The organism is Pseudomonas sp. NFACC41-3 (assembly GCF_900109505.1).
Classification (GTDB): domain Bacteria; phylum Pseudomonadota; class Gammaproteobacteria; order Pseudomonadales; family Pseudomonadaceae; genus Aquipseudomonas; species Aquipseudomonas chlororaphis.
On record NZ_FOAE01000006.1, the window covers coordinates 467,783 to 493,439 of the forward strand.

Sequence of the window (25,657 nt, forward strand, 5' to 3'; positions counted from 1 at the left end):
GGCGCATCGCGCCCGCATGCAGACTAAACGAGGCTAGACCCCTGTGGCATTGACGATTCTTGGCCTGTCCGGCGCCCTTAGCCATGATCCTTCCGCAGCGCTGTACATCGACGGCAAGCTGGTGGCGGCTGCTGAAGAAGAGCGCTTCGTACGCGATAAACATGCAAAGAACCGCATGCCCTACGAATCGGCGAAGTTCTGTCTGGAACAGGCCGGCATCAAGCCTTCCGACGTTGACGTGGTGGCGATTCCGTTCGCCCCGATCAGCCTGTTCGGCAAGGCCCGCTGGCACTACGCCAAGCGTTACTGGTACGCCCCGGACCGCGCCCTCGACGCGATCCTGATGGGCAACCGCCGCTACAAGCGTTATCGCAACAAGATCGTCTGGTGCCTCGAGCAACTGGGCTTCGATCCGAAGAAGATCAAGATCGAGCCGGTCGAGCACCACCTGGCCCACGCTTCCAGCGCCTACCACTGCTCCGGCTTCAAGGAGAAAACCGCGATCCTCGGGATCGACGGCAAGGGCGAGTACGCCACGACCTTCTTCGGCTACGGCGAAAACGGCAAGATCCACAAGATCAAGGAATTCTACGACCCGGACTCCCTCGGCGGCCTGTACGGCGCGATCACCGAGTTCCTCGGCTTCGAAATGCTCGACGGCGAGTTCAAGGTCATGGGCATGGCACCGTACGGCGATGCCAGCAAGTACGACTTCTCCCGCCTGGCCAGCTTTGAAAACGGCGAACTGGTGATCAACACCGATTACGCCAACGTCATCGGCCTGCGCCGTTATAAAGAGAAGGGCAAGGGTTTCTACTTCTCGCCGAAACTGATCGAGTGGCTGGGTCCGAAGCGCGAAGGCGACATCGCCGACGAGCCGTACATCCACTACGCGGCCAGCATGCAGGCGCTGTTCGAGAAGCTGGCGCTGCAGATGATCGACCACTACCTGGGCGACATCCTCAAGGAAACCGGCAAGCTGGCCTTTGCCGGCGGCTGTGCGCTGAACGTCAAGCTGAACCAGAAGATCATTGCCCGTCCGGAAGTCAAAGAGCTGTTCGTGCAGCCTGCGTCCGGCGATGCCGGTACCGCGGTCGGTGCCGCGGCCTATGTTTCCCACGCTCGCGGCGTGCCGGTGGAGAAGATGGAACACGTCTATCTCGGCCCGTCCTACAGCAACGAAGACGTGATCGCCGCCTGTGCCCGCCACCCGAACAAGCCGGCCTGGCGCCAGATCGACAACACCCCCGAGCGTATCGCCAAGATCATGGTCGACGGCAACCCGGTGGCCTGGTTCCAGGGCCGCATGGAGTTCGGTCCGCGCGCCCTGGGCGGTCGTTCGATCATCGGTTGCCCGAGCGCCACCGGCGTGGCCGACCGTATCAACGAGCAGATCAAGTTCCGCGAGCGCTGGAGGCCTTTCTGCCCGTCGATGCTCGACACCGTCGGTCCGCAGATGATCAAGGTCGATCACCCGGCGCCATTCATGACCTTCACCTTCGAAGTGGCGGAGGAGTGGAAGACCCGCGTGCCGGAAGTGGTCCACGAAGACGGCACTTCCCGGGCCCAGGTGCTCAAGCGCGAATACAACCCGCGCTACTACGACATGATGAAGGCCCTGGAAGTCCTGACCGGCAACGGCGTGTCGCTGAACACCTCGCTCAACCGCCGCGGCGAGCCGATGATCTGCTCGCCGACCGACGCCCTGAACATGTTCTTCGGCTCCGATCTGCAGTACCTGATCATGGAAGACATCCTGGTGGTCAAAGACGGCGTGGATCCTTATGACACGCTCGGCTGAGCGCCACGTCCTGCAGTTCTGCCACGGCTATGACGGGCCGTTCCTCGACTGTGCCCGGCAATACGCCAGCCTGTTCGCGGGCAGCGGCTATCGCGTGACCACGGTGTTCCTCACCGGGGTTGCCGATGCCGAGGTGGCCGATGCCTGTGCCAGCGACGAAGTGCTGTTCATGGAATACAGCTCCAAGGCCATTCGTGGCCTGAAGCTGGGGGCGATACGCGACCTGCGCAAGATCGCCGCGTCGCGCAACTTCAGCTTCTGCATCGCCCACCGTTTCAAGCCGATCTACATCGCGTTGCTGGGCACCGCGTTGCCGGTGATCGGCGTGCATCACGCGTTTGGCGATTACCAGCGCGGCAGTCGCCGCCTGTTCGCCAACCTGTTCCGCAAGCGCCTGAGCCTGCTCGGCGTGTCCGACGCGGTGCGCGATGACATGCGCAGTTGCCTGCCACAATGGCCGGCGGCGCGGATTCAAACGCTGTACAACCGGATCGACGTCGAAGCCTTGCAGGCGACCCAACTGCCCAAGGCCGAAGCGCGCCAGGAGCTGGGGCTGTCGTCTTCGGCCTGGATCGTCGGCAATGTCGGGCGTCTGCATCCGGACAAGGACCAGGCCACCCTGCTACGCGGGTTTGCCGCGGCATTGCCGGGGCTGCCTCGGGAAAGCCAGCTGGCGATTCTCGGCAGCGGGCGCCTGGAGCAGAACCTCAAGGACCTTTCCCGCGAGCTGGGCATCGCCGACCGCGTGCTGTTCCTCGGCCAGGTCCCGGAAGCCCGGCGTTATTTCCGTGCTTTCGATGCCTTTGCCCTGAGTTCCGACCACGAGCCATTCGGCATGGTGCTGTTGGAGGCCATGGCCGCTGGCGTGCCTTTGCTGGCGACGGCCTGTGGCGGTGCCAAGGAAGTGGTCGAAGGGGTCGGCATCCTGTTCCCGCTGGGCGATGCCGAGCATATGGCCCAGGGTCTGCAACACCTGGCCGGGATGGATGAGAACCAGCGCTTGCTGTGCGCCGAGTTGATGTTCGAGCGCCTGCGCGAGCGCTTCTCCGACCGTGCTGTACGCGACGCCTTCTGGCGTCTGCCGCAAGTTACCGATCTGACCGCGAGGCCCTGATGCTCAATCGATTCCAAGGCTGGCGCGAGCGTGGCTGGTCGGTCGTCGACGCCTCGACTTATGCCGCCGCCTGGCAGCGTTTTGGCGGCAGCGTCGCCACCCATCCGCTGGTGGTGGAGCGCCTGGCGAACCTGGCGGGCATCCCGGTCCGCTACCTGGCCTGGGAACACGCCGGCGAACTGCGGGCGGCGATCCCGACCTGGGGGCGCGACCTGGCGCTGTCCAAGGACGTGCTCAAGCGCCGTGGCAAGAAAGGCCTGTTCGACCTGGGCAACGCCGAGTTGATCCTGCCGGCGGCGCCTGAGACCCAGGCCCCGCTGCGTCATCGTGGCCGTTACCTGTCGGCCTTGAACCAGGGCCGGTTCAGCACCCTCAAGCTCCAGGCCGAGCAATTGGCCATGGCCCGCACGCCTGAAGAGCTGTCGAAGAAGTTTCGCTACAACCAGCGCCGCGAACTGCGCCTGCTGGAAGAGGCGGGCGGCGTGGTGCGCCCGGTCAGCGAGTTCTCCAGCCAGGAGCTGGCGGCCATCTACTGCGATCTGTTCCAGCGGCGCTGGGGGTTCCCGGCCACCGGTGCCGAGCGCATGGCCGACGTCATCGAGTTGCTGCGCGAGTTGCTGATCGGTTCGGTGATTTTCCTCAACGATGCGCCGATCGCCATTCAGCTGGTGTACCGGGTCGAAGCGCCGGAGTGGATCAGCGTCGAATACATCAACGGTGGCGTCGATCCTGAAACCCGCGAGTTCAGCCCCGGCAGCGTGTTGAGTTTCCTCAATACGCAAAGCGCCTGGGAGCAGGCGCGGGCCATCGACAAGCCGCTGCGTTTCTCCTTCGGTCGCGCCGATCGCGAGTACAAGGATCGCTGGTGCAACCCCGTTCCGGTGTTCACGGTATGAATCAGCCGCCGAGTCGCAAGCAACAGTTGCTCAAACGCCATCGCCGGCAGAAGCGCCTGGGCCTGCTGATCGGCCTGCTGGTACTGGTGGCTATCGGTGTGCTGGTGGCCTGGTGGCTGCCGCTGCTGCTCGCGGTGCTGGCCTGGGTGGCCCATGAGGCCTGGTTTGCCGACCACCTGTTTTATTCGCCCCGGGACGATTATCAGTACAGCTTTCCGTTCGGCACCGAGCAGCCCAAGGTCCACCTGGACAAGCAGCGCTTGGTGCTGGACCAGGCGGTCGACCTGGCGGGGGACGAAACCCTGATCCTCGCGGTAAAGGTCAGCAGCAGCTGGCTGGGACGCTTTTTCGACCCCTCCGTCTCCTTGGCGGGGCAGGATCGGCAGACGTTCGAGCGGGGCGTGAACGGCCTGCGTTACCTCAATCTCAGTGGGTTGGCACGACCTCTGGCCAGCGGCGAGCTGCAATTGCGCGGACGTTTCTGTCGGGTGCACGGCGAACCGCTGTTGTCGGTGTTCCGTGAGCCGGACTATCGTCACCAGCGGGTGATGGTCATCGCCCCCCACGCCGACGATGCCGAACTGGCTGCCTTCGGCCTGTACAGCCAGGCTGACGAAGCCTGGATCGTCACGTTGACCGCGGGCGAGATCGAGGCCGAGCATTACCGGCGGATGGGGATGAGCGCTGCGGATGCGGCGCGGATCAAGGGGCGTCTGCGGGCCTGGGACAGCATTGCGGTGCCGCGTTGGGCCGGGGTCGCCGAAGAACGTTGTGTGCAGCTGGGGTATTTCTGCCTGCAACTGCCGGCCATGCAGGCGGCGCCGAACCGGCCTGTGGCGTCCCGTGAGGCCGAACTGTCGGATATCCGCCTGTTCCGCCAGTTCAACCCGTTCCCGCTGCCGGCGGATGCCGATGGCGCGCCGACCTGGAACAATCTCCTGGCCGACCTGCGGGCGCTGCTGCTCAAGGCGCGCCCCGAGGTGATCGTGCTACCGCATCCGACCCTCGATCCGCACCCGGACCACATCTGCGCCCAGCAGGCGGTACTGGAAGCGTTGCAGGGGCTGGAGTGGCAGCCGACCACCTTGCTCGGTTATGCCAACCATTTGCATGACAACGACCGCTGGCCGATGGGCGATTCAGGGGCGGGCATTGCCCTGCCGCCGGTGTTCGACTCGGCCCAGGTGCTCAGGCCCTGCTGCTTGCAGCTATCGATCGAGCAGCAACGGGACAAGGCGATGGCCCTGGGCATGATGCATGACCTGCAGCCGCGGGCGCCGTTCAAGCGCCGCCTGCGCCGGGTCCTGCAGCGTGTGCTGGCTGGCCGCGCCGCTTCGCCTTATGGCGAGAACGAGTTTTTCCGCAAGGCGGTACGCCGGCATGAGCTGTTCTGGCGTTTGTAAATTGATATTGCATGACACCCTTTTGCCTGTCGGCCAGGGTAGTTTCGCTCTTTTGTCCGGTTGCTCACGGCTGCAAGGAAGATGATGAAGGTTCTATTTCTGGTGCAGAAAGAACAGCGGGCCATTCTGGACCGCCTGTACGAAGGCGTTGCCGCTCATTGCGAATGCGACCTGCGGTGGTTGAGCAGCGACGAGCAGCGCAACCTGCGTGGCTATTTCCGCCGTGAGGTGGATGTATCGCGCTACGACCGCATCGTGTTCTTCCTGCGTTTCAAGCAGGAAATCCGCCAGGCGAGCTTCATCCGCAGCATTCCCAACCTGGTGATCCTCGAGCACGACGCCTACCAGAACTACATCCCCTGCAAGTACACCGGCAAGTTCAGCGCGCACTACCGCCGCCTGCCGTGGGCACGGGTGATCAGTTCGGGGTTCATGGTCAGCGAGCGCCTGCGCGAGGAAGGTTTCGACGCGGTATTCGTGCCCAAGGGCTACGACCAGACCCTGCTGCAGGATCAGGGCCGCGAGCGGGATATCGAACTGGCATTCGTCGGCAGCACCAACAGCGTGGCCTACAGCGGGCGCAAGGCGCTGCTCGATGAGCTCGGCCAGGTCGAACCCTTGGTGGTGACGCGGACCAAATCGGGCGAAGAGTATTGCGACACGCTCAACCGTATCCGCTTTTTCGTCAGTGCCGACGTCGGCATGGGCGAATACATGATCAAGAATTTCGAGGCCATGGCCTGTGGCTGTGTGTTGCTGGCATTCGACCAGGGTGAGGCGGAAAACCGCGCGCTGGGTTTGCAGGACCTGCACAACGTGGTCTTTTATCAGAACATCCCGCAATTGCAGGAAAAGCTCGCCATGTTGCGCGCCGACCCGGCCCTGGCGCAGAGCATCGCGCGAAACGGACGCGATCTGGCGGTCTCTCGGTTCAGCTTCGCCCGTATCGGTCAGCGTATCGTCGAGGAACTCCAGCCCGCATTGCGGCCTCGTGCACCCTTGAGCTTTATCGAGCGTGTACGCTCGAAGCTGGGTGTTTGACAGCGGTCACCTAGCCCTTAATAGTGATCGCACTTTGTCGTAGGTGAGAATCAAGTGCAGTTTAGTCAAGAGAGTGACATCACGTTGGTGGTCACCAGTTGCGGTCGCCTGGACCTGCTCAAGCTCACGCTGGAGAGTTTCGATCGCTTCAACAGTGCGCCGATCCGCGAAGTCTTCATCACCGAAGATGCGGGCGACGAGCGGGTGCGCACGACTGTGCCCGCCCACTGGAAAGATCACTGTACCTTCTTCGTCAACCGGCCGAAGCTCGGGCAGTTGGCGTCGATCGACCTGGCCTACGAGCAGGTCAAGACCCCCTATATCTTCCATTGCGAAGACGATTGGGAGTTCTACCGCCCGGGTTTTGTCGAGGATTCGAAAGCGATTCTCGAGCAGCGCCAGGACATTCTGCAGGTCTGGTTGCGCAGTTATGCCCACGACCTGCGAGTCCATAGCCCTTACATCCACTTGGGGGCCCGCGAGGTGATCGGCGGTGTGCCCTGTTATCCGCTGATCTCCGACAAACCCGAGTGGCAGAGCTTTTCCCTGAACCCGGGCCTGCGCCGGATGGCGCAATATCGGCTGTGCGCGCCTTTCGCCGGGCACGGCGGCGAGAAAGCGCTGTCCAAGCGCTATGCTGAGCTGAACCTGACGGCTGTCAGCCTGGAAGGCGATGCGGTGTTGCATACAGGTTTCGGTCTGCATGTGGAGACTGCCGCTGAGCGGCAGCGTAAGGCTCGGCGCAGTCGTCGCGAGCAAATCAAGCTTGTTTTAGTCCTGTTGGCTGGAGTCGGTATTGGCTGGTTTATCCATTAGTTCTACCGGTTTCACTTTCCCGAATACCGCGAAAGGGCTGTGCGCCCAATGAGCATTCTCAACGTCATGTGGGCAGGCGGCAGTGCGTTTGCCTCCGTTCACAAGGTTCACCAGCAGATCCTCTCTCAGGCCGAGCCAGGTACTGTGGTCAAGACCTGGCTGCTGCAAGGCTCGTCCACCGGATGCGTTGCCGAAGTGGGGGAGTGCCGGGAGTGGAACCTGTCGTCGGCGCGGCTGAAGGGCAAGCATTTCTGGCGCTTGCTCAAACCCTGGTTGCGGGCCAGTTTTCGCAAGGCGTTGCAGGAGAGCGACGCCCAAGTGCTGTTGCTCGATGGCCTGGGAGTGGCGCGTACCTTGTTGCCGGTCCTCAAGTCATTACCGCACATGCGTGCGGTGGTGGTGATCCACGGCTCCACGCGCTTGCACCGCGAGGATCAACAGCTGTTCCGGCAGTTCCCCGCCTCGCAGCTAACCCTCGCGGCTGTTTCGCAGACCCTGGCTTCATCCCTCGAATACGATCTGCAGATGCCGGTGACGGCCTTGCGCAGCGCGTTCAATCCGCACGAGTTCAACGCAAGGCTGCTACCGCGTGCCGAGGCCCGGGCCACCCTCGGCCTGCCCGCGGACGATGCGCCGGTATTCGGCGCGGTCGGGCGTCTGGTGGACGATAAGGGTTTTGCTTGCCTGCTGGAGGCCTTCGCCAAAGCCCTGGCGAGCCGGCCGGAGATGCGTCTGGTGATTATCGGCGAGGGTTCGAATCGCGCAGCGCTCGAGGCCCGCATCAACCGGCTGGGCCTGCAAGACAAGGTCTCGCTGCCTGGGCATCTGAAGCATGCGGCGATGCTTTACAAGGCATTCGACTGGGTGGCCATCCCGTCGCTGGATGAGGGCCTGGGGTTGATCCTGCAGGAAGCGGTGATGTCCGGTGTACCGGTGCTGACCAGCGATTTGCCCGTCTTTCGTGAGCAGTTGGCTGAAACCGGGCGTTATGCGCCGGTGAATGACATCGACGCTTGGCAGGAGGCCATCCTTCAAGCCCTTGGCCTGCCCGCCCAGGGCATCGCGGCGGATCAGTACGCTGCTCTGGCCCCCGACCTGGCCTGGCAGCGCTTCAGCCAGGCGGCCACTACCCTGCTGTCATGCCGAAAGTAGGGCCTGTTCCAATGCTTGCAGCGGAAAGCTCCCATTCAGCTTCTCCCGGGCAATATAGCGGGCGAAGTGTTGCAGGTTGCGTTTGATCAAATGGCGCGGCAATGGCCCGCGGAAGAAGCGCATATCGGCCACATCGATCAGGCCGAAGCGGTTATCCGGGGTGATGACGATGTTGCCCAGATGCAGCGAGCGAAAGTAAATCCCCGAGGTATGCAGGCTACGAATCAGCTCGACCAAGGCCGGCAAGGTCTGTTGCCAGTCGAAACCTTCCTTGCTGGCGACCTGGCGCAGGGTTTCGCCTGGCAGCGGTTGGTAAAGCACCGCGGTCATGCCGGGTTGTTCCAGGCGGTAGAAGTCCAGAACCTGCAGCGTGGGAACGCCGAGTTGTTCCAGACGTGCGGCGTTGTCGATGAAACGCTTCGAATAGGGCCGAAACAGGGCGGATGAAAAAAGACGCTTGCGCCGGAACAGTTTCAGAATATTCCCATCCTGCAACAGGTAGACTTTCGGGCCGTAACTGTCGGCCTCCAGAATCCTGGCGCCTTCAATCATCTGATTCAAAGTGGCTTGGGGAAGCCGGGAGCATTGCATCGTAGGAAGCCTTGTCGAAGTGGCGGGCACAGTGACGGGCAATGATGCCGAAAAGTTGTTGTTTTAACCATGCCGGGTTGGCTGGGTGATCCATTTAGGAGCGAGTAGATGCAGGCCACACGTTGGGCGCAAGTATGGATGACAGTCGGGTTGCTATGGTTTTTGCTAGCCATCGCACTGGCGCCCACCAACAAACTCTACCAGCAGGGGCTGGTGGCCTTCTTGTGGTTGCCGGCAATGATTCTGGCCTGGCCCGCGCGCCAGCGACTGGTCGAATGGTGGCATGCCCAGCGTTGGCTTGGCCTGGCGTTGCTGGGGCTGGCGATATGGGGGCTGGTCAGCCTGCTTTGGACGCAAGCGGCGGACCCGTCGCGCGAGGCCAAGCGCCTGTTGTACATCGCTGTATTCCTGCTGTTCTTCCCGGTTTTCGCCAATGCCCGGACTGAGCAGGTGATCCGCGCCATGCAGTGGGGCGGGCTGGGGCTGGCGGTGACGGCACTGATGGCCATCATCCAGTTCTACTGGATCAACGGAAATGTCTGGTGGGCACGCCTTGTAGGGTTGGGGGAGCTGGCTCATCCGATCCTGGGCGGTTATGTCATTGGCCTGGCCGCTATCTGGCTGCTGCACTGGGTGCCGCGTACTCGCGGTCTTCAAGCCGTATGGCTGGTGGCGTTGGCGCTGCTTGGTGGGTTTGTCGTGCTGTGCCAGAGTCGCGGTGCTGCCCTGGCCCTGTTCCTGACCGTGCTGGCGATGCCGATCTGGTGTCGTGACCGACTCAGCCGAATTTTCGCGGCGGCGGCGTTGTTGCTGGCAATGTCGGCATTCTGGTTTCTCGAACCTTTGGTCCTGGCGCGTGGTGTTTCCTTTCGTCCGCAGATCCTGATGGCCAGCCTGCAGATGATCGCCGAACATCCATGGACAGGCCTCGGCCTGGGATCAGGTTATAGCGTGCATGCCGAAGGACAGGCCTTCGATCACGCCCACAACCTGTTCAGCCACATCGCCATCGAACTGGGTATCCCCGGGCTGCTGCTCTGGGTCGTGGCCTGGTTTGCCGTCCTGCGCGAAGCCTGGCGCGCCCGTGAAACGCTTTATGGCCGGGGCGTCATCGGGATCTGGCTGTTCTCTTTCCTGGCCATGCAGTTCGATGCTGCGAGCCTGACCGGAACCCCTCGTGCCGAATGGTTCATCAGTTGGCTGCCGATCGGTCTGGCCACTGTTTTGGTCTGGGCACGGGGCGGTCACACAGGCTGTGATAAAATCCCGCGTTCCTCCTAAACAGTGAGCTCGACGATGAGTGATGCACCGCTCAAAGCGGAACAGGATTCCAGCCTGAAAATCTATTTTCGGCTCTTGGGGTATGTAAAACCCTACATAGGCATTTTCCTGCTGAGTATCGTGGGCTTCGTGATATTTGCATCCACCCAGCCGATGCTGGCGGGCATTCTCAAATATTTCGTCGACGGCTTGAGCAATCCCGAAGCGGTGCTCTTCCCCAACGTTCCCTATCTGCGGGACTTGCAGCTATTGATGGCGGTGCCGCTGCTGATCATCCTGATCGCGGCGTGGCAGGGGCTCGGCTCTTTCCTCGGCAACTACTACCTGGCGAAGGTTTCCCTGGGGCTGGTGCATGACCTGCGGGTCGAGCTGTTCAACAAGCTGCTGGTCCTGCCGAACCGCTATTTCGATACCCATAACTCCGGGCATCTGATTTCCCGCATCACCTTCAACGTCACCATGGTCACCGGTGCCGCCACCGACGCCATCAAGGTGGTGATTCGCGAAGGCCTGACGGTAGTGTTCCTGTTCGTCTACCTGTTGTGGATGAACTGGAAGCTGACCCTGGTGATGCTGGCGATCCTGCCGTTGATTGCGGTCATGGTTGGCAGCACCAGCAAGAAATTCCGCAAGCAGAGCAAGAAGATCCAGGTGGCGATGGGCGATGTGACCCACGTGGCCTCCGAGACCATTCAAGGCTATCGCGTGGTCCGCAGCTTCGGTGGCGAAAGCTACGAGCAGCAGCGTTTCGTCGACGCCAGCCAGAGCAACACCGACAAACAGCTGCGCATGACCAAGACCGGTGCGGTCTACACGCCGATGCTGCAGTTGGTGATCTACTCCGCCATGGCGGTGCTGATGTTCCTGGTGCTGTTCCTGCGTGGCGATGCCACCGCGGGTGACCTGGTGGCCTATATCACCGCGGCGGGCCTGCTGCCCAAGCCGATTCGCCAGCTCTCGGAAGTCAGTTCGACCATCCAGAAAGGCGTGGCGGGCGCGGAAAGCATCTTCGAACAGCTGGACGTCGAGCCTGAAGTCGATCGGGGACAGATCGAGCGTGAGCGTATCGAGGGTCGCCTGGACGTGCGCAACCTGAGCTTCACCTATCCGGGCACCGACCGGGAAGTACTGAAGGACATCAGCTTCTGCGCGGCTCCCGGGCAGATGATCGCGCTGGTCGGCCGCTCCGGCAGCGGCAAGTCGACCCTGGCCAGCCTGATTCCACGCTTCTATCACCACGAAACGGGGCAGATTCTCCTCGATGACGTGGAGATCGAGGATTACCGCCTGCGCAACCTGCGCCGGCATGTGGCCCAGGTGACCCAGCATGTGACCCTGTTCAACGACAGCGTGGCCGCCAACATTGCCTATGGCGACCTGGCCGGGGCGCCGCGGGAAGACATCGAGAAGGCGGCGACGGATGCCTATGCCATGGACTTCATTTCGCAGTTGCCCGAAGGCCTGGACACCCAGGTCGGCGAGAACGGCGTGCTGCTCTCCGGCGGTCAGCGTCAGCGTCTGGCGATTGCCCGGGCCCTGTTGAAGAATGCGCCGTTGCTGATTCTCGACGAAGCCACCTCGGCCCTGGATACCGAGTCCGAGCGGCATATCCAGGCGGCCCTGGACAAGGTGATGAAGGGGCGCACCACCCTGGTGATCGCACACCGCCTGTCGACCATCGAGAAGGCCGACCTGATTCTGGTCATGGATCAGGGGCGGATCGTCGAGCGCGGTACTCATGTCGACCTGCTGGCACAGAACGGCTACTACTCGCGGCTGCATGCCATGGGCCTGGACGAGCCTGCTTCCGAAGGCATTGCCTGAGCCAACGCCAGGGTGGGCACTGCCCACCCTGGAACGGCCCCGGCGTGCAATGCGCCGGCGGTCTTTGTATCCCGCCCCTTACAGTCTTGACCAAGCCTAAGTAATCCAGCATTTCGTGCTTGTTATGGTTCCAGCCTCAATCGTCGACTGAATCGAGGTCTCTATCAGGCGGCGAGCGAAGGGCGTATCCGGGACTTCGCCGGGCTCGACAGCCCCTATGAAGCGCCATTGGATCCTGACTGCGAGATCGATACCGAAACGGTTGGATTGGCCTGCGCGACAGACCGGCTCATGGCGATTTTGCTCAATAAATGAACAGTTTGGGTCGATCGCGAATACTCGTGCAGCGGTAGAACTAGGCAGCGTTCACCCTGTGTTAATATCGCGCCCCTGTTCATTTTGTATGTGGGTTGCTCCATGAAGTTGTCCATGCCGCGATTCGATCAAGCCCCTGTCTTGGTGGTCGGCGATGTCATGCTCGACCGTTACTGGCATGGTGGTACCTCACGGATTTCCCCTGAGGCGCCGGTACCGGTAGTCAAGGTCGAGCAAATCGAGGACCGCCCGGGCGGTGCCGCGAACGTTGCCTTGAACATTGCCGCGCTCGGCGCACCGGCCTCGCTGGTTGGCGTCACCGGCGACGATGAGGCTGCCGACAGTCTCTCCAACAGTCTTGAGGGGGCGGGCGTACGCGCCTTGTTCCAACGCATTGCCCACCAGCCGACCATCGTCAAGCTGCGGGTCATGAGCCGGCACCAGCAACTGCTGCGTATCGATTTCGAAGAACCTTTCGCCACCGACGCCCTGGCGTTGGGCGCTGAAGTCGACCGGTTGCTGGACGGCATCAAGGTGTTGGTGTTGTCCGATTACGGCAAGGGAGCCCTGAGGAATCATCAGGCGCTGATCCAGGCCGCACGTGCCCGTGGCATCCCGGTGCTGGCGGACCCGAAAGGCAAGGACTTTTCGATTTACCGCGGCGCCAGCCTGATCACCCCGAACCTCAGCGAGTTCGAAACCATAGTCGGCGGTTGCATCGACGAGCACGACCTGGTCAGCAAAGGCGCGAAGCTGATGCACGACCTGGAGCTGGGTGCCTTGCTGGTGACCCGTGGCGAGCACGGCATGACCCTGCTGCGTCCCGATCACCCGGCGCTGCACTTGCCGGCCCGGGCCCGTGAAGTGTTCGATGTCACCGGTGCCGGCGATACGGTGATTTCCACCCTGGCGGCGGCAATCGCGGCGGGTGAAGAGCTGCCGCACGCGGTGGCCCTGGCCAACCTGGCCGCCGGCATCGTGGTCGGTAAGCTGGGTACCGCAGCCATCAGCGCACCGGAGTTGCGTCGCGCGATCCAGCGTGAAGAAGGTTCCGAGCGCGGTGTGCTGAGCCTCGACCAGCTGCTGCTGGCGATCGACGATGCGCGTGCGCACAAAGAGAAGATCGTCTTCACCAACGGCTGTTTCGACATCCTCCACGCCGGCCATGTGACCTACCTCGAGCAGGCGCGGGCGCAAGGCGATCGCCTGATCGTGGCGATCAACGACGATGCCTCGGTCAGCCGCCTGAAAGGGCCGGGCCGTCCGATCAACAGCGTCGACCGGCGCATGGCGGTACTGGCTGGCCTGGGCGCGGTGGACTGGGTCATCAGTTTCCCCGAGGGTACGCCGGAAAACCTGCTGGCCCAGGTCAAACCGGACGTGTTGGTCAAAGGCGGGGATTACTCGGTCGACCAGGTGGTCGGCGCCGATATCGTCAAGGCTTATGGCGGTACGGTGAAGGTGCTGGGCCTGGTGGAAAATAGTTCCACCACGGCCATAGTCGAGAAGATCCGCAAGACCGAGTAAGGCTTGCCGCCAAGCCGCCCACTCTCGCGAAAGCTGGAGTGGGCGGATTGGCGCTCAACGTTGCCGGCTGGTCTTGGTCGGTACCATCTTGCGCAATATCTGCCGTGCCTTGCCGGTAAGGCGCTGGAGTTTGGAGTCCTTCTCCGGCGCGCTCAATCCCTGCTGCTTCAGCCAGTCCTTCCAGCGAATCCGCTCGTCACGCACCAGCCAGCCTTGCTGCCGGGCGAAGCTTTCGGCCAGATACAGGCCGCGGGTGCTCGCCGGGTGCAACTGATCCTTCTTCAACGTATAGAGCTCGGCGCAGGGCTGACCGTCCTTGAGTGGCATCAGGTACAGGTCCGGGCGCTTGCGATCCAGGCGCGCCACCAGTTGGTCGCCTTCCAGGCGTTCGTCGACATGGAACAGGCTCAGGGACTTGGCCTCTTTCGGCACGTCCAGGCGCAGGTCATAGATCAGTTGCAGTGAAGCGGTGGGCAGGTGCACATAGGCCCGCGGCCGTTCCAGCAATTGCAGGTTGGCGCAGCGCACCGGGCGTGCCGCGCCTGACAGCGGCGTCAGGCGAAAGGGCAGGGCCTCGCGATAATGCAGGGCCGCCGAGTAGGGCGCGGGCAGCCAGGTGTCGTTGAAGCGCCCGCCAAGCCAGCCTTCCGGGGTTTCCAGCAGGCATTCCTCGGCGATTTCCTGGATGGCGGTATGCAGCGGCAGGTTCAGCTCATGGGCCGGGACGTAGCCGGAAATCAGCTTGAGCACCACATCGCCGCGGTCCTGCCGGCGCTGGCGGACCAGCACCCAATAGTCGCGGTTCTGCCAATGCAGGGTCAGGCGTACCGAGACACCGAGGTTGGCCAGTTCCAGGGCGAAGCGCTCGGCGTCGGGCACTGCGACCGGGCGCCGGCGCTGCAGGGTCTGCGCAAAGTTCAGCGGCATGCCGACGCTCTGGTAGCTGAGGCCTTCGGGCGTCGCTTCGACGAACAGCGGCAGGGTCTTGAAGTTGCTGGGGTTCTTTCTTATGAGCGTACGCGGCATGTCGGCTCCTTCTTGCGTCGGGGTCGGCCGCGTGGGCGGCATCAGTTCTTGCGCAACACCTGCGCGACAGTGGCGACATTATGGGCCAGGTGCAACGGATTGATGGTCCCGACAATAGCACTGGCGACGCCCGGTTGATCGAACAGCAGTTCGAAGCTGGCGCGCACCGGGTCGACACCGGGGCTCAGGCACACATGGCCGCTGGCCAGGGCTTTTTTCACCAGAATGCCCTTGCCGTGGGCTGCGGCGTAATCGATGACGGCTCGCTCGTTCTGTTCGTTCAGATTGTAGGTGACCATGGCACAGTCGCCTTGTTCCAGGGCCTTGAGGCCACCCTCGACGGTTTTCCCGGAGAAGCCGAAGCCACGGATCTTGCCTTCCTGCTTGAGCTCGGCCAGCGTCTGGTAGACCTCGCACTGCTCAAGGATGTGCAGGTCATTGCCGTCGGAATGCACCAGCACCAGGTCGATGAAGTCGGTTTCCAGGCGCTGCAGGCTGCGTTCCACCGACAAGCGGGTATGCGCGGCGCTGAAATCATGGCGCGACAGGCCGTTTTCGAACTCTTCGCCCACCTTGCTGACAATCACCCAGTCCTGGCGTTGCCCGCGCAGCAGCGGGCCCAGGCGCTCCTCGCTGCGGCCATAGGCCGGCGCGGTGTCGATCAGGTTGATGCCCAGGTCGCGGGTCAGCTTGAGCAGCATGCGGGCTTCGGCGTCATCCGGAATCTGGAAGCCGTTGGGGTACTTCACCCCTTGGTCGCGCCCGAGCTTCACAGTGCCCAGACCCAGTGGGGAGACCAGCAGCCCGGTGCTGCCGAAGGGGCGATGCAGGTCGTGCAGGGTCGCTTGGCTCATGGCAGCAGTTGCTCCCAGGCCGGTTGCGCGATGGCGGGTTTGGGCAGCGTCGGCAACGCAGTCGCGGGGCCCGGCTTGATACCGTCGCGCTCGAGGGCGGCGAACACCCGGTCGGCGAAGTCCGGGGCCAGGGCCAGCTTGGTCGGCCAGCCGACCAGCAGGCGGTCCTGTTCGGCGAGGAAGGCATTGTCCGGACGGGTCAGACCCGACTGCGCGGGCTCGGCGCGGTCCACCCGCAGGGTGGCCCATTGCGCCTGGCTGAGATCGACCCATGGCAACAGGTTGCCGAGTTCTTTCTGGGCGGCCGCGATCTGCGCCGCCGGCTCGCGCGCCACGCCTTCGGCTTCGGCGATGTCGCCGCCGAGGTACCAGACCCACTGGCCGTCGGCCGCCGGGTGGGTGGTCACGGTGATCCGTGGCTTCGGCCCGCCGCCCAGGCAGTGGGCGTACAGCGGTTTCAGGCTCGGGCCCTTGACGATCACCATGTGCAACGGCCGGCGTTGCATGGCCGGCTGGCTCAGGCCGAGGCTGCTCAGCAACTCGGCATTGCCGGCGCCAGCGCTGAGCACGATGCGTTGCGCGCGGATTTCCCGCTCATCGACCCGCAGGCCCAGCAATTGTCCGTTTTCCAGCAGGGGTTCGATCTTCTGCCCGGCCAGCAGGCTATCGCCGCCCAGTTCGGCCAGGCGCCCGATCAGGCTCGGCACGTCCACCACCAGCTCGGCCAGGCGATACACCTTGCCCTTGAAGCGGCGGTCCTGTAGGGCCGGCGGCAACTGGTCGCCCTTGACCTGATCGACACGGCCACGCACAGCCTTGCTGGCGAAAAAGCTGGTGAGGTTGCCGGCCAGGGTGCCGGGGGACCACAGGTAATGGGCCTCGGACAGCAGGCGCACACCGGACAGGTCCAGCTCGCCGTTGCCGGCCAGGGCCTCGCGCCAGCGGCGCGGCATGTCGGCGATGGCTTCCGAGGCGCCGGTCAGGGCGCCGTGCAGGGCGTACTTGGCGCCGCCGTGAATGATTCCCTGAGACTTGACGCTTTGTCCGCCGCCGAGGCTGGCGCTCTCCACCAGCACGGTGGAAAAGCCCTGGCGACGCAGGCGGGCGTTCAGCCAGAGGCCGGCGACTCCGGCGCCGACAATCAGCACGTCGGTGGAAATAACGGATGGCATGCAGCGACCTCAGTGTTCAAGACTAGGGGCGCAGTATACAGGCTCGAGCCGCGCAGGCTTTGTTGGCGATCAAACAGGCGAAGGCGTGCTTGGCGGAGCGCTTTGTGTAGCCGCTGCCGAAGGCTGCGATCGAGCGCGAAGCGGTCGCGCTCTTGAAGGGCCTGCGGCAGCGGTCATGGATCAGTGCCCGGCAGTCTTGGAAAACAGCTGGATCACCACCACGCCCAGGACGATCAGGGCCATGCCGAGCATTGCCGGGATATCCAGCTTCTGCCCGTAGAGGAACAGCGCGGCCACGCTGACCATGACAATGCCCATGCCGGCCCAGACCGCGTAAGCCACGCCCACCGGCACGGTGCGCACCACCAGGGTCAGCATCCAGAAGGCCACGCCGTAACCGACGATGATCAGCAGCAGCGGCAGTGGGGTGCTCAGGCCTTTGACCGCTTTCATCGAAACAGTGGCGATCACTTCGGCGCAGATGGCGATGGCCAGGTAGGTGTAAGCGTTCATGGGAGAGTCCTCGTGTTTGGGCTTGCTTGATGAGGTCGGCATTCTAGAGATTGTGCAGATGGGGTAAAGTCATTACCTATCTGTTTTGAAGATGGGTTGCCTTATGAATGTGCAGTGGAATCTGGAGCAGATACGGCTGTTCGTCAGCGTCGCCGAGCAACGTTCGTTTTCCGCGGTGGCCCGTGACCAGCACAAGGCGCAATCGGCGGTCAGCAGCGCGATTGCGCTGCTCGAGGCCGATCTCGGCGTGCTCCTGTTCGAGCGCAGCAGCGGTCGCCAGCCGAAACTCACCGAGGCGGGTCGTGCCTTGCTTGCGGAGGCGCGGGAAGTGCTGCGCCAATGCGAGCGCTTGAACGGGCGGGCGCTGGCGTTGATGCGGGGTGAGGAGGCGCGCTTGCGGCTGGCCCTGGACGAGGCGATGCCTTTCCAGCCGGTGCTCGATAGCCTTGAGGCGTTGTCCGAGCGTTTCCCCAGTCTTGAGGTTCAACTGGCCAGCAGCGCCCAGGGTGATGTGGCGCGCAAGCTGCTGGACCGTCGGGCCGACCTCGGTTTGCTGTTTCACCATGAACAGATGTCCGAGGCCCTTGAGCGACGGGCCCTGGGCAGCGTCGAGATGGTCACGGTGTGCGCGGTCGGGCACCCGTTGGCCGGTGAGAAACAGGTGGATCGCCAGCAACTGGGGCAGCATCGACAGTTGTTGATTTCCCCGCAGTTGAGCACTTACCCCAGTGGCGAGCAGGTCAGCCCGCAAGTCTGGCGCGCCGACAGCTTCTACGCGATGGCCGAGCTGCTGATGCGCGGCCTGGGCTGGGCCTGGCTGCCGCGGCATGTGGTGCAGTACCCGGCCTATCAGAACCAGATGGTTGAGTTGGCCAGCGAGTGGACGCCGCCGGCGCTGGTGGTGGAACTGGTCTGGCGCCGCGATGAACCCCTGGGGCCGGCGGCGCATTGGCTGGCGGAGCGTTTTGCCGTGCACTTGCGGGCGATTGGCTGAAAAAGCCGATAAACTCCGCCGCCATGAATAGAACTCTCTACACCGCGCTGTTTTACCTGGGGCTGCCATTGGTGGCGATTCGTCTGTGGCTGCGGGCGCGCAAGGCGCCGGCCTATGCCAGGCGGATTGGCGAACGTTTTTCCTGGGGGCTGCCGGCGATGCAGCCGGGCGGGATCTGGGTGCACGCGGTGTCGGTGGGCGAGAGCATCGCCGCCGCGCCGATGATCCGTGCCTTGCTGGCGCGTTATCCACAGCTGCCGATCACGGTCACCTGCATGACCCCCACTGGCTCGGAACGTATCCAGGCGCTGTTCGCCAACGAGCCGCGCATCCAGCACTGCTACCTGCCTTACGACTTGCCTTGCGCCGCCGCGCGTTTTCTCGATCGGGTCCGGCCGAAGCTGGCGGTGATCATGGAAACCGAGCTGTGGCCCAACCACATTCACCAGTGCGCCAAGCGCGGGATTCCGGTAGCGCTGGCCAATGGGCGGTTGTCGGAGCGCTCGGCCCGGGGTTATGGGCGTTTTGCCAAGCTGACCGCACCGATGCTCGCTGAAATGAGCCTGTTTGCGGTGCAGACCGAGGCCGAGGCCGAGCGTTTTCGCCAGTTGGGCGCGCGCCCGGAAACAGTCGAGGTGACGGGCTCGATCAAGTTCGACCTGAGCATCGACCCACAACTGCTGGTGCGCGCCAGCGAGCTGCGCGAGCAATGGCAAGCCGGCGAGCGTCCGGTGTGGATCGCCGCCAGTACCCATGAAGGCGAAGACGCCGTGGTGCTGGATGCCCATCGCCAACTGCTGGCCAGCCACCCGGATGCCTTACTGATCCTAGTGCCGCGTCATCCGGAGCGTTTCAATCCGGTGTTCGAGCTGTGCCGGCAGCAGGGCTTTGAGACCATTCGCCGCTCGAGCGCCGAGCCGGTCACCGCCAGCACCTCGGTGCTGCTGGGCGACACCATGGGCGAGCTGCTGTTTCTCTATGCCCTGGCGGACAGCGCTTTTGTCGGTGGCAGCCTGGTGCCCAATGGCGGGCACAACCTGCTGGAACCGGCGGCCCTGGCCAAGCCGGTGCTGAGCGGGCCGCACCTGTTCAACTTCCTGGAGATCGCGGCAATGCTGCGCGAGGCGGGCGCCCTGCAGGAAGTGGACGATGCCCATGGCCTGGCGGTGGCGGTGCAGCGCCTGTTCGAGTTGCCTCGGGATGCGCAGAAAATGGCCGATGCCGGGCTGCGGGTGATGCGTAGCAATCAGGGCGCCCTGCAGCGCCTGCTCGACGGGTTGGATCGCTTGCTATAGCCGCTGCCGCAGGCTGCGATCCTGTCCGAAGGACAGGCAAAAAGGCCACCGCGATTCTGTTGAATGGCGGTGGCCTTTTTTACGACTGTTCCGGTCGATCGCAGCCTGCGGCAGCGGCTACAGGTTACTGCCCCGGCCGGGCCTTGAGCTGTTCCGCCGCGGCCTTGGCCAGGTCCGGCGGGAGGAAGTCGCGGTCCGGGTTGTAGTCGGCTTTCAGGTAGCGCGACAGGTCCTGCAGATCGCCCGGATTGAGGGTGCCGGCGGCTTGCTTGAGGCGCAGGTTGTCGAGGATGTAGTCGTAGCGGCTGTTGTTGTAGTTGCGCACCGAGGTGTACAGCTGGCGCTGGGCATCGAGCACGTCGACGATATTGCGCGTGCCGACCTGGTAGCCGATTTCCGTGGCTTCCACGGCGCTCTGGTTGGAGATGATCGACTGGCGCCGGGCCTGGACCTGCTCGACATCGGTGTTCACCGCGCGGTGCAGGTTGCGGGTGTTTTCCACCACCTGGCGCCGCAGGGCTTCACGGCGCTGCTCGCTCTGGGTCAGGCGCGAGTAGGACTCGCGGACCTGGGAACTGGTCAGGCCGCCGCTGTAGATCGGAATGCTCAGTTGCAGGCCGATGCTGCGTTGTTCGACGTCACTGCCGTAACGCTGGCCCAGTGGGGCCGGGTTGCTGAAGCCGAGGGCGTCGTTGTCGCCTTTCTTGTATTGCGCCACGGCGTCGAGGGTCGGGGCGTGGCCGGCCTTGCGCTGCTTGAGGGTTTCCTCGGCGGCGCTGACTGCGTAGTTGCTGGCCAGCAGGTTGAGGTTCTGCTTGGCCGCGGTATCGACCCAGGCCTTGGCGTCATTCGGGGCCGGCGCCAGCACCGGCAGGCTGTGGACGATGCCCTGGATCGCGTTGTACTGACGGTTGGTCAGGGTGATCAGGGCTTCGAAGGCGTCATCGACCTGGCGCTGGGCGAGGATCCGGTTGGCCCGCGCGGTGTCGTAGCTGGCCTGGGATTGCAGGACGTCGGTCTTGTCCGACAGGCCGACGTCGAAGCGTTCGTTGGACTGGTCGAGCTGACGCTTGAAGGCGGCCTCTTCGGCCTTGGTCGAGGCCAGGTTGTCCTGGGCGCGCAGGACCGAGAAGTAGCTCTCGGCGCTTTGCAGGATCAGGTTCTGCTCGGTGGCCGAGAGTTCCAGCGCGGCTTGTTCGTTGACGTCCTTGGCCGCCTGCAGCTGGAACCAGCGGTCGGCGCGGAAAATCGGCTGGGCCAGGGTCGCCTGGTACACGGTGCCGCTGCGGGTGGCGGTCATCGACGGCTCGTCGAACTTGGTCCGGGTGTTGTTCAGGTCGGCACCGGCCGAGAGGTTGGGCAACAGCCCGGCGCGAGCCTGCGGCACCACTTCCTTGCGTGCGTCGTAATCGGCGCGGGCGGCGGCGAGGTCGGCGTTGTTGTCCACCGCCTCCTGGTAGACGCTGACCAGGTCGGTTTTGGTGGTCAGGGGCGCTTCTGCTGCCCAGGCCATTCCATTGGACGCACAAGACACGGCGATGGCCAGTGAGAGTTTGCGCAGCATTCGGCGATCCCTAGAGTTGATATTACGAGGATAATTCTGGCGCCAAGGCTAAGTCTCGGCCTGTGCAGCGTCAAGGTTCGACGCAACCTGAGCGAGTGTAGATGCGCCTGCGAAGGGCAACAATCCTGCATTTACGCCATTCATCACGCTGTTTGCCGTGGGGTTGGCGTTCTGCACCGGCTTTGTCTAGACTGGCCGGGTTCTTGTCGGGGTGCCTTGCTATGAGGCTGAGATCGGATAATCCGGATCCCGTTGAACCTGATCAGGTTAGCGCCTGCGTAGGGAACAAGATTTCTCGTCACCCGGCGAGTCCTCTTGTGCTTCGTCCGGGATGTTGTTCGACAATCGAACACCCCTCGAGCACCAAGCACTGCACCAGCTGGTTTTCGCCTCTGGCTCCAGCCATGGTTGCGTCCGTTCGTTACAGGTTCGCTCCGACAAAAATCCACTGCCTGGATGCTGTCTGGAGAGCCCGTGATGACTACAAAATTAAAAAACGCTACCCACCTTAGTGAATCGGCCAAGGTCGATGAGCAGTCGGTTCAGCCCTTTACCCGCTCGCAAAAAATCTATGTCCAGGGTTCGCGCCCGGACATTCGCGTGCCGATGCGCGAAATCAGCCTCGACGTGACCCCGACCGACTTCGGCGGCGAGATCAACGCGCCAGTCACCGTCTATGACACCTCCGGCCCGTACACCGACCCCAACGTGGTCATCGACGTGCGCAAAGGCCTGGGCGATGTACGCTCGGCCTGGATCGACGACCGTGGCGACACCGAGCGCCTGCCGGGCCTGAGCTCCAACTTCGGCCAGCAGCGCCTCGCCGATCCCGAGCTGACCAAGCTGCGCTTCGCCCACGTCAATAACCCGCGCCGGGCGAAGGCCGGGGCCAACGTCAGCCAGATGCACTACGCGCGCAAGGGCATCATCACCGCCGAGATGGAATACGTCGCCATCCGCGAAAACATGAAGCTGCAAGAGGCTCGCGCCGCGGGTCTGCTCGATCAGCAGCACGCCGGCCACAGTTTCGGCGCCAGCATCCCGAAAGAAATCACCCCCGAGTTCGTCCGTGAGGAAATCGCCCGCGGTCGCGCGATCATTCCGGCCAACATCAACCACGTCGAACTGGAACCGATGATCATCGGCCGCAACTTCCTGGTGAAGATCAACGGCAACATCGGCAACAGCGCCCTGGGCTCGTCCATCGAAGAAGAAGTGGCGAAACTGACCTGGGGCATCCGCTGGGGTTCGGACACGGTCATGGACCTGTCCACCGGCAAGCACATTCACGAAACCCGCGAGTGGATCATCCGCAACTCGCCGGTGCCGATCGGCACCGTGCCGATCTACCAGGCGCTGGAGAAGGTCAACGGCGTGGCCGAAGACCTGACCTGGGAGCTGTTCCGCGACACCCTGATCGAGCAGGCGGAGCAGGGCGTCGACTACTTCACCATCCACGCCGGCGTGCTACTGCGCTATGTGCCGCTGACCGCCAAGCGCGTGACCGGCATCGTTTCCCGCGGCGGTTCGATCATGGCCAAGTGGTGCCTGGCGCATCACAAGGAAAACTTCCTCTACACCCATTTCGACGAAATCTGCGAAATCATGAAGGCCTACGACGTCAGCTTCTCGCTGGGCGACGGCCTGCGTCCGGGCTCGATCGCCGACGCCAACGACGAAGCGCAGTTCGGCGAGCTGGAAACCCTCGGCGAACTGACCAAGATCGCCTGGAAGCATGACGTGCAGTGCATGATCGAAGGCCCCGGCCACGTGCCGATGCAACTGATCAAAGAGAACATGGACAAGCAGCTGGAATGCTGCGACGAGGCGCCGTTCTACACCCTCGGTCCGCTGACCACCGACATCGCCCCAGGCTACGACCACATCACCTCCGGTATCGGCGCGGCGATGATCGGCTGGTTCGGCTGCGCCATGCTCTGCTACGTGACGCCGAAGGAACACCTGGGCCTGCCGAACAAGGATGACGTGAAGACCGGGATCATCACCTACAAGATCGCCGCGCATGCTGCGGATCTCGCAAAAGGCCACCCGGGCGCACAGATCCGTGACAACGCACTGTCCAAGGCGCGCTTCGAGTTCCGCTGGGAAGACCAGTTCAACCTCGGCCTCGACCCGGACACCGCGCGCGCCTACCACGACGAGACCCTGCCCAAGGATTCGGCCAAGGTCGCGCACTTCTGCTCCATGTGCGGGCCGAAGTTCTGCTCGATGAAAATCACCCAGGAGGTCCGTGAGTACGCGGCTAACCAGCGCATCGAAGCGGTGGACGTGGATGTCGCCAAGGGGCTGGCGGAGCAGGCCGAGCGCTTCAAGCAGGAAGGCAGCCAGCTGTACAAGAAGGTTTAAGCGACAAGTAGCAAGCTGCAAGTTAAAGGCAAAAGTGGTCCTGCTTTTTCTTGCAGCTTGAGGCTTGCAGCTAACGCGCCCTTTTCCCATCCCGAGATAACCGTCTTGAACACTTATTCACCAGACACCGCGGTCCCCGCCGACAGGCGCGTATTCGGCGCGCGCGACCTGTTTTCCCTGTGGTTTTCCCTCGGCATCGGCCTGATGGTGTTGCAGACCGGCGCGCTGCTGGCGCCAGGCCTGGGCCTGTCCGGTGCCTTGCTGGCGATCTTTCTCGGTACGGCGGTCGGCGTCTTGCTGCTCGCGGCGGTCGGGGTGATCGGCAGCGATACTGGCCTGTCGTCCATGGCGGCGCTCAAGCTCAGCCTCGGTACGTACGGCGCGAGCCTGCCGGCGTTGCTCAACCTGTTGCAACTGGTGGGCTGGGGCTCGTTCGAGATCATCGTCATGCGCGATGCCGCCAGCCTGTTGGGTACTCGTGCGTTCAGCGAGGGCAGCCTGCTGGCCAGTCCTTTGCTCTGGACCCTGTTTTTCGGCGCGCTGGCGACTTTGCTCGCGGTCAGCGGGCCGCTGGCCTTTGTGCGCCAGATCCTGCGCAAGTGGGGCATCTGGCTGCTGTTGGCGGCCTGCCTGTGGCTGACCTGGAACCTGTTCGCCAAGGCCGATCTTGCCGCGCTCTGGGCCCAGGCCGGCGACAGCTCCATGCCGCTCGGCGTGGGCTTCGATATCGCGATCGCCATGCCGCTGTCGTGGTTGCCGCTGATCGCCGACTACTCAAGGTTCGGCAAGCGTGCGCGCAATGTCTTTGGCGGTACGGCGCTGGGCTTCTTTATCGGCAATTTGTGGCTGATGAGCCTGGGCGTGGCCTACACCCTGGCCTTTGCGCCGAGTGGTGAAGTCAATGCTCTGTTGTTGGCCCTGGCTGGCGCGGGCCTGGGGATTCCGCTGTTGCTGATCCTGCTGGACGAGTCGGAAAACGCCTTTGCCGATATCCACTCGGCCGCAGTTTCCAGTGGCATTCTGCTGCGCCTGAAAGTCGAGCACCTGGCTTTGGCCATTGGCGTGCTCTGTACCCTGATCGCCTGCCTGGCGCCATTGGCTCAGTATCAGAACTTCCTGCTGCTGATCGGCTCGGTGTTCGCGCCGCTGTTCGGCGTGGTGCTGGTGGATCACTTCATCCTGCGCAAGCGCGGTGCCCAGGTGCCGTCCGTGGGCTTGCGCTGGCCGGCGTTGCTGGCTTGGCTGGGCGGGGTCAGCACCTATCACCTGCTGGCCAACTTCTATCCGGATGTTGGCGCAACCCTGCCGTCACTGGTGCTGGCAGGGCTGCTGCAAGGCCTGCTGGGACGAGCCTTCAGTTACGGCCAGGAAACAGCTCGGGTTTGAGAATGCCGTTCAGGCGGTTGTAAGGGATCTTCAGTTCGATGTGGCCCAGCGCGTAAGGCGCGATCACCGACACGTTGTACTTGAGGATCACGCCGCCGTAGGTCAGTGCCACGTTCGGGGTTTTCTGGAACGGCCAGCTCTTGATGAACTCCGGCTCCTGGTCCAGCTTGGTGCTGATCAGCCAGCTGTTATGGGCCACCTGGGCAGCTTTCCAGAACGCAGCTTCCTGGCCCGGGCGCAGCATGTCGGACAGGGTCAGCTCCTTGTGCAGCTCGCGGGAGTAGTTGATGAAGCCGCGACCGGGCGTGCCGTGGGCGCCGCCGGTGTCCAGGTAGCTGGCCAGTTCGATGATCACCAGGCCGTCATGCTGTTCGCGTACCTTGGCTTGCAGGTACATGCTGTTGCGGCTGTCGGCCTCGCGCAGGAACTTCTCCCGATAGGCACTCAGCGTCGCTGGCACGGCCTGGTCCGCGGTGGTGCGGGTCATCTGCAGCAGGCGCTTTTCAATCAGCGCATCCAGCTGCGGCTCGTCGGCAAAGTGCACGGTGTCGATGTTCACCAGCGGGCAATCCTGATTGCTGCAGCCGGGCTTGATCTGTTCCGACTTGTCGCTGGTGCTTTGCAGGGGCTTTTGATAGCTGGGTTGGAACAGGCTTTGGCAGGCGCCCAGGGTCAGGGCCAGGCAAGCCACGGAGGCGATTTTAAGAAGCGACATGTGCGTCCTT

Annotated in this window: 22 protein-coding genes and 1 riboswitch; of the genes, 15 read left to right on the plus strand and 7 right to left on the minus strand. The window is 63.3% G+C overall.

Annotated features, from left to right (window positions below):
- Positions 1–43: 43 nt before the first annotated feature.
- The 7 genes from BMY68_RS26655 to BMY68_RS26685 all read left to right on the plus strand — a co-directional run bounded on the left by BMY68_RS26655 (position 44) and on the right by BMY68_RS26685 (position 8,223).
- Positions 44–1,801 carry a carbamoyltransferase family protein gene (locus BMY68_RS26655; protein WP_009041869.1) on the plus strand — a complete coding sequence of 586 codons (1,758 nt, stop codon included), beginning with the start codon at positions 44–46 and terminating at the stop codon, positions 1,799–1,801.
- Entirely contained in the window at positions 1,785–2,915 is a 1,131-nt protein-coding gene (locus BMY68_RS26660) for a glycosyltransferase (RefSeq protein WP_085533588.1), read from the plus strand. The genes BMY68_RS26655 and BMY68_RS26660 overlap by 17 nt, the downstream gene beginning before the upstream one ends.
- Positions 2,915–3,811 carry an antimicrobial resistance protein Mig-14 gene (locus BMY68_RS26665; protein WP_053259394.1) on the plus strand — a complete coding sequence of 299 codons (897 nt, stop codon included), beginning with the start codon at positions 2,915–2,917 and terminating at the stop codon, positions 3,809–3,811. Before BMY68_RS26660 ends, BMY68_RS26665 begins: the two co-directional genes overlap by 1 nt.
- Positions 3,808–5,214, plus strand: a complete 1,407-nt coding sequence (locus BMY68_RS26670) for a PIG-L deacetylase family protein (RefSeq protein ID WP_037004447.1) — start codon at positions 3,808–3,810, stop codon at positions 5,212–5,214. Before BMY68_RS26665 ends, BMY68_RS26670 begins: the two co-directional genes overlap by 4 nt.
- 84 nt (positions 5,215–5,298) lie before the next feature.
- Positions 5,299–6,255, plus strand: a complete 957-nt coding sequence (locus BMY68_RS26675) for a glycosyltransferase family protein (RefSeq protein WP_053259396.1) — start codon at positions 5,299–5,301, stop codon at positions 6,253–6,255.
- Between the two features lie 54 nt (positions 6,256–6,309).
- Positions 6,310–7,071, plus strand: coding sequence for a glycosyltransferase family protein (locus BMY68_RS26680; protein ID WP_085533590.1), 762 nt, complete (start codon positions 6,310–6,312; stop codon positions 7,069–7,071).
- A gap of 48 nt (positions 7,072–7,119) precedes the next feature.
- Positions 7,120–8,223 (plus strand): glycosyltransferase, encoded by a 1,104-nt coding sequence (locus BMY68_RS26685; protein WP_085533592.1) that lies wholly within the window; start codon positions 7,120–7,122, stop codon positions 8,221–8,223.
- Here BMY68_RS26685 and BMY68_RS26690 read toward each other — a convergent pair.
- On the minus strand, positions 8,209–8,814 hold the full coding sequence (locus tag BMY68_RS26690) for a BUD32 family EKC/KEOPS complex subunit (RefSeq protein ID WP_085533594.1): 606 nt from the start codon (positions 8,812–8,814) through the stop codon (positions 8,209–8,211). The genes BMY68_RS26685 and BMY68_RS26690 overlap by 15 nt on opposite strands.
- Before the next feature lie 108 nt (positions 8,815–8,922).
- Here BMY68_RS26690 and BMY68_RS26695 point away from each other — a divergent pair, with 108 nt between their 5' ends.
- From BMY68_RS26695 to hldE, 4 genes are all read left to right on the plus strand, one after another.
- Complete coding sequence (locus tag BMY68_RS26695; protein ID WP_085533596.1) at positions 8,923–10,095, plus strand: O-antigen ligase family protein; 1,173 nt, start codon at positions 8,923–8,925, stop codon at positions 10,093–10,095.
- A gap of 15 nt (positions 10,096–10,110) precedes the next feature.
- The gene (msbA, locus tag BMY68_RS26700) at positions 10,111–11,919 is read left to right on the plus strand and encodes a lipid A export permease/ATP-binding protein MsbA (protein WP_009041878.1); all 1,809 of its coding nucleotides are present in this window, start codon (positions 10,111–10,113) and stop codon (positions 11,917–11,919) included.
- Positions 11,920–12,066: 147 nt separating this feature from the next.
- On the plus strand, positions 12,067–12,234 hold the full coding sequence (locus BMY68_RS26705; RefSeq protein WP_275668609.1) for an adenylyl-sulfate kinase: 168 nt from the start codon (positions 12,067–12,069) through the stop codon (positions 12,232–12,234).
- Between the two features lie 102 nt (positions 12,235–12,336).
- The gene (hldE, locus tag BMY68_RS26710) at positions 12,337–13,761 is read left to right on the plus strand and encodes a bifunctional D-glycero-beta-D-manno-heptose-7-phosphate kinase/D-glycero-beta-D-manno-heptose 1-phosphate adenylyltransferase HldE (RefSeq protein WP_085533598.1); all 1,425 of its coding nucleotides are present in this window, start codon (positions 12,337–12,339) and stop codon (positions 13,759–13,761) included.
- A 54-nt stretch (positions 13,762–13,815) separates the two neighbouring features.
- On the opposite strand, the gene BMY68_RS26715 is transcribed toward hldE, so the two are convergent.
- The 4 genes from BMY68_RS26715 to BMY68_RS26730 all read right to left on the minus strand — a co-directional run bounded on the left by BMY68_RS26715 (position 13,816) and on the right by BMY68_RS26730 (position 17,326).
- On the minus strand, positions 13,816–14,787 hold the full coding sequence (locus BMY68_RS26715) for a metal ABC transporter ATPase (protein WP_085533600.1): 972 nt from the start codon (positions 14,785–14,787) through the stop codon (positions 13,816–13,818).
- Positions 14,788–14,828: 41 nt separating this feature from the next.
- Positions 14,829–15,641 carry an aldo/keto reductase gene (locus tag BMY68_RS26720; RefSeq protein WP_009041880.1) on the minus strand — a complete coding sequence of 271 codons (813 nt, stop codon included), beginning with the start codon at positions 15,639–15,641 and terminating at the stop codon, positions 14,829–14,831.
- Positions 15,638–16,813 carry an NAD(P)/FAD-dependent oxidoreductase gene (locus BMY68_RS26725; RefSeq protein WP_053259404.1) on the minus strand — a complete coding sequence of 392 codons (1,176 nt, stop codon included), beginning with the start codon at positions 16,811–16,813 and terminating at the stop codon, positions 15,638–15,640. The genes BMY68_RS26720 and BMY68_RS26725 overlap by 4 nt, the downstream gene beginning before the upstream one ends.
- Positions 16,814–16,993: 180 nt before the next feature.
- Positions 16,994–17,326 (minus strand): DMT family transporter, encoded by a 333-nt coding sequence (locus BMY68_RS26730; protein WP_007921448.1) that lies wholly within the window; start codon positions 17,324–17,326, stop codon positions 16,994–16,996.
- Between the two features lie 109 nt (positions 17,327–17,435).
- Between BMY68_RS26730 and BMY68_RS26735 the strand changes: the two genes are divergently transcribed.
- Entirely contained in the window at positions 17,436–18,320 is an 885-nt protein-coding gene (locus BMY68_RS26735) for a LysR family transcriptional regulator (RefSeq protein ID WP_175534875.1), read from the plus strand.
- 23 nt (positions 18,321–18,343) lie between these two features.
- A complete protein-coding gene (waaA, locus tag BMY68_RS26740; protein ID WP_085533603.1) occupies positions 18,344–19,615 on the plus strand; it encodes a lipid IV(A) 3-deoxy-D-manno-octulosonic acid transferase in 1,272 nt (423 codons plus the stop codon).
- Between the two features lie 124 nt (positions 19,616–19,739).
- Here waaA and BMY68_RS26745 read toward each other — a convergent pair whose 3' ends face one another.
- Complete coding sequence (locus BMY68_RS26745) at positions 19,740–21,179, minus strand: TolC family outer membrane protein (RefSeq protein ID WP_009041884.1); 1,440 nt, start codon at positions 21,177–21,179, stop codon at positions 19,740–19,742.
- 197 nt (positions 21,180–21,376) lie between these two features.
- Positions 21,377–21,481, plus strand: a riboswitch (TPP riboswitch).
- Between the two features lie 175 nt (positions 21,482–21,656).
- Between BMY68_RS26745 and thiC the strand changes: the two genes are divergently transcribed.
- Both thiC and cytX read left to right on the plus strand, forming a co-directional pair.
- Complete coding sequence (thiC, locus tag BMY68_RS26750; protein ID WP_085533605.1) at positions 21,657–23,546, plus strand: phosphomethylpyrimidine synthase ThiC; 1,890 nt, start codon at positions 21,657–21,659, stop codon at positions 23,544–23,546.
- Between the two features lie 96 nt (positions 23,547–23,642).
- On the plus strand, positions 23,643–24,932 hold the full coding sequence (cytX, locus tag BMY68_RS26755) for a putative hydroxymethylpyrimidine transporter CytX (RefSeq protein ID WP_085533792.1): 1,290 nt from the start codon (positions 23,643–23,645) through the stop codon (positions 24,930–24,932).
- Here the strand turns inward: cytX and BMY68_RS26760 are convergent.
- Positions 24,901–25,647, minus strand: coding sequence for an RsiV family protein (locus BMY68_RS26760; protein ID WP_009041886.1), 747 nt, complete (start codon positions 25,645–25,647; stop codon positions 24,901–24,903). The two genes, cytX and BMY68_RS26760, sit on opposite strands and share 32 nt — an antisense overlap.
- Positions 25,648–25,657 lie beyond the last annotated feature (10 nt).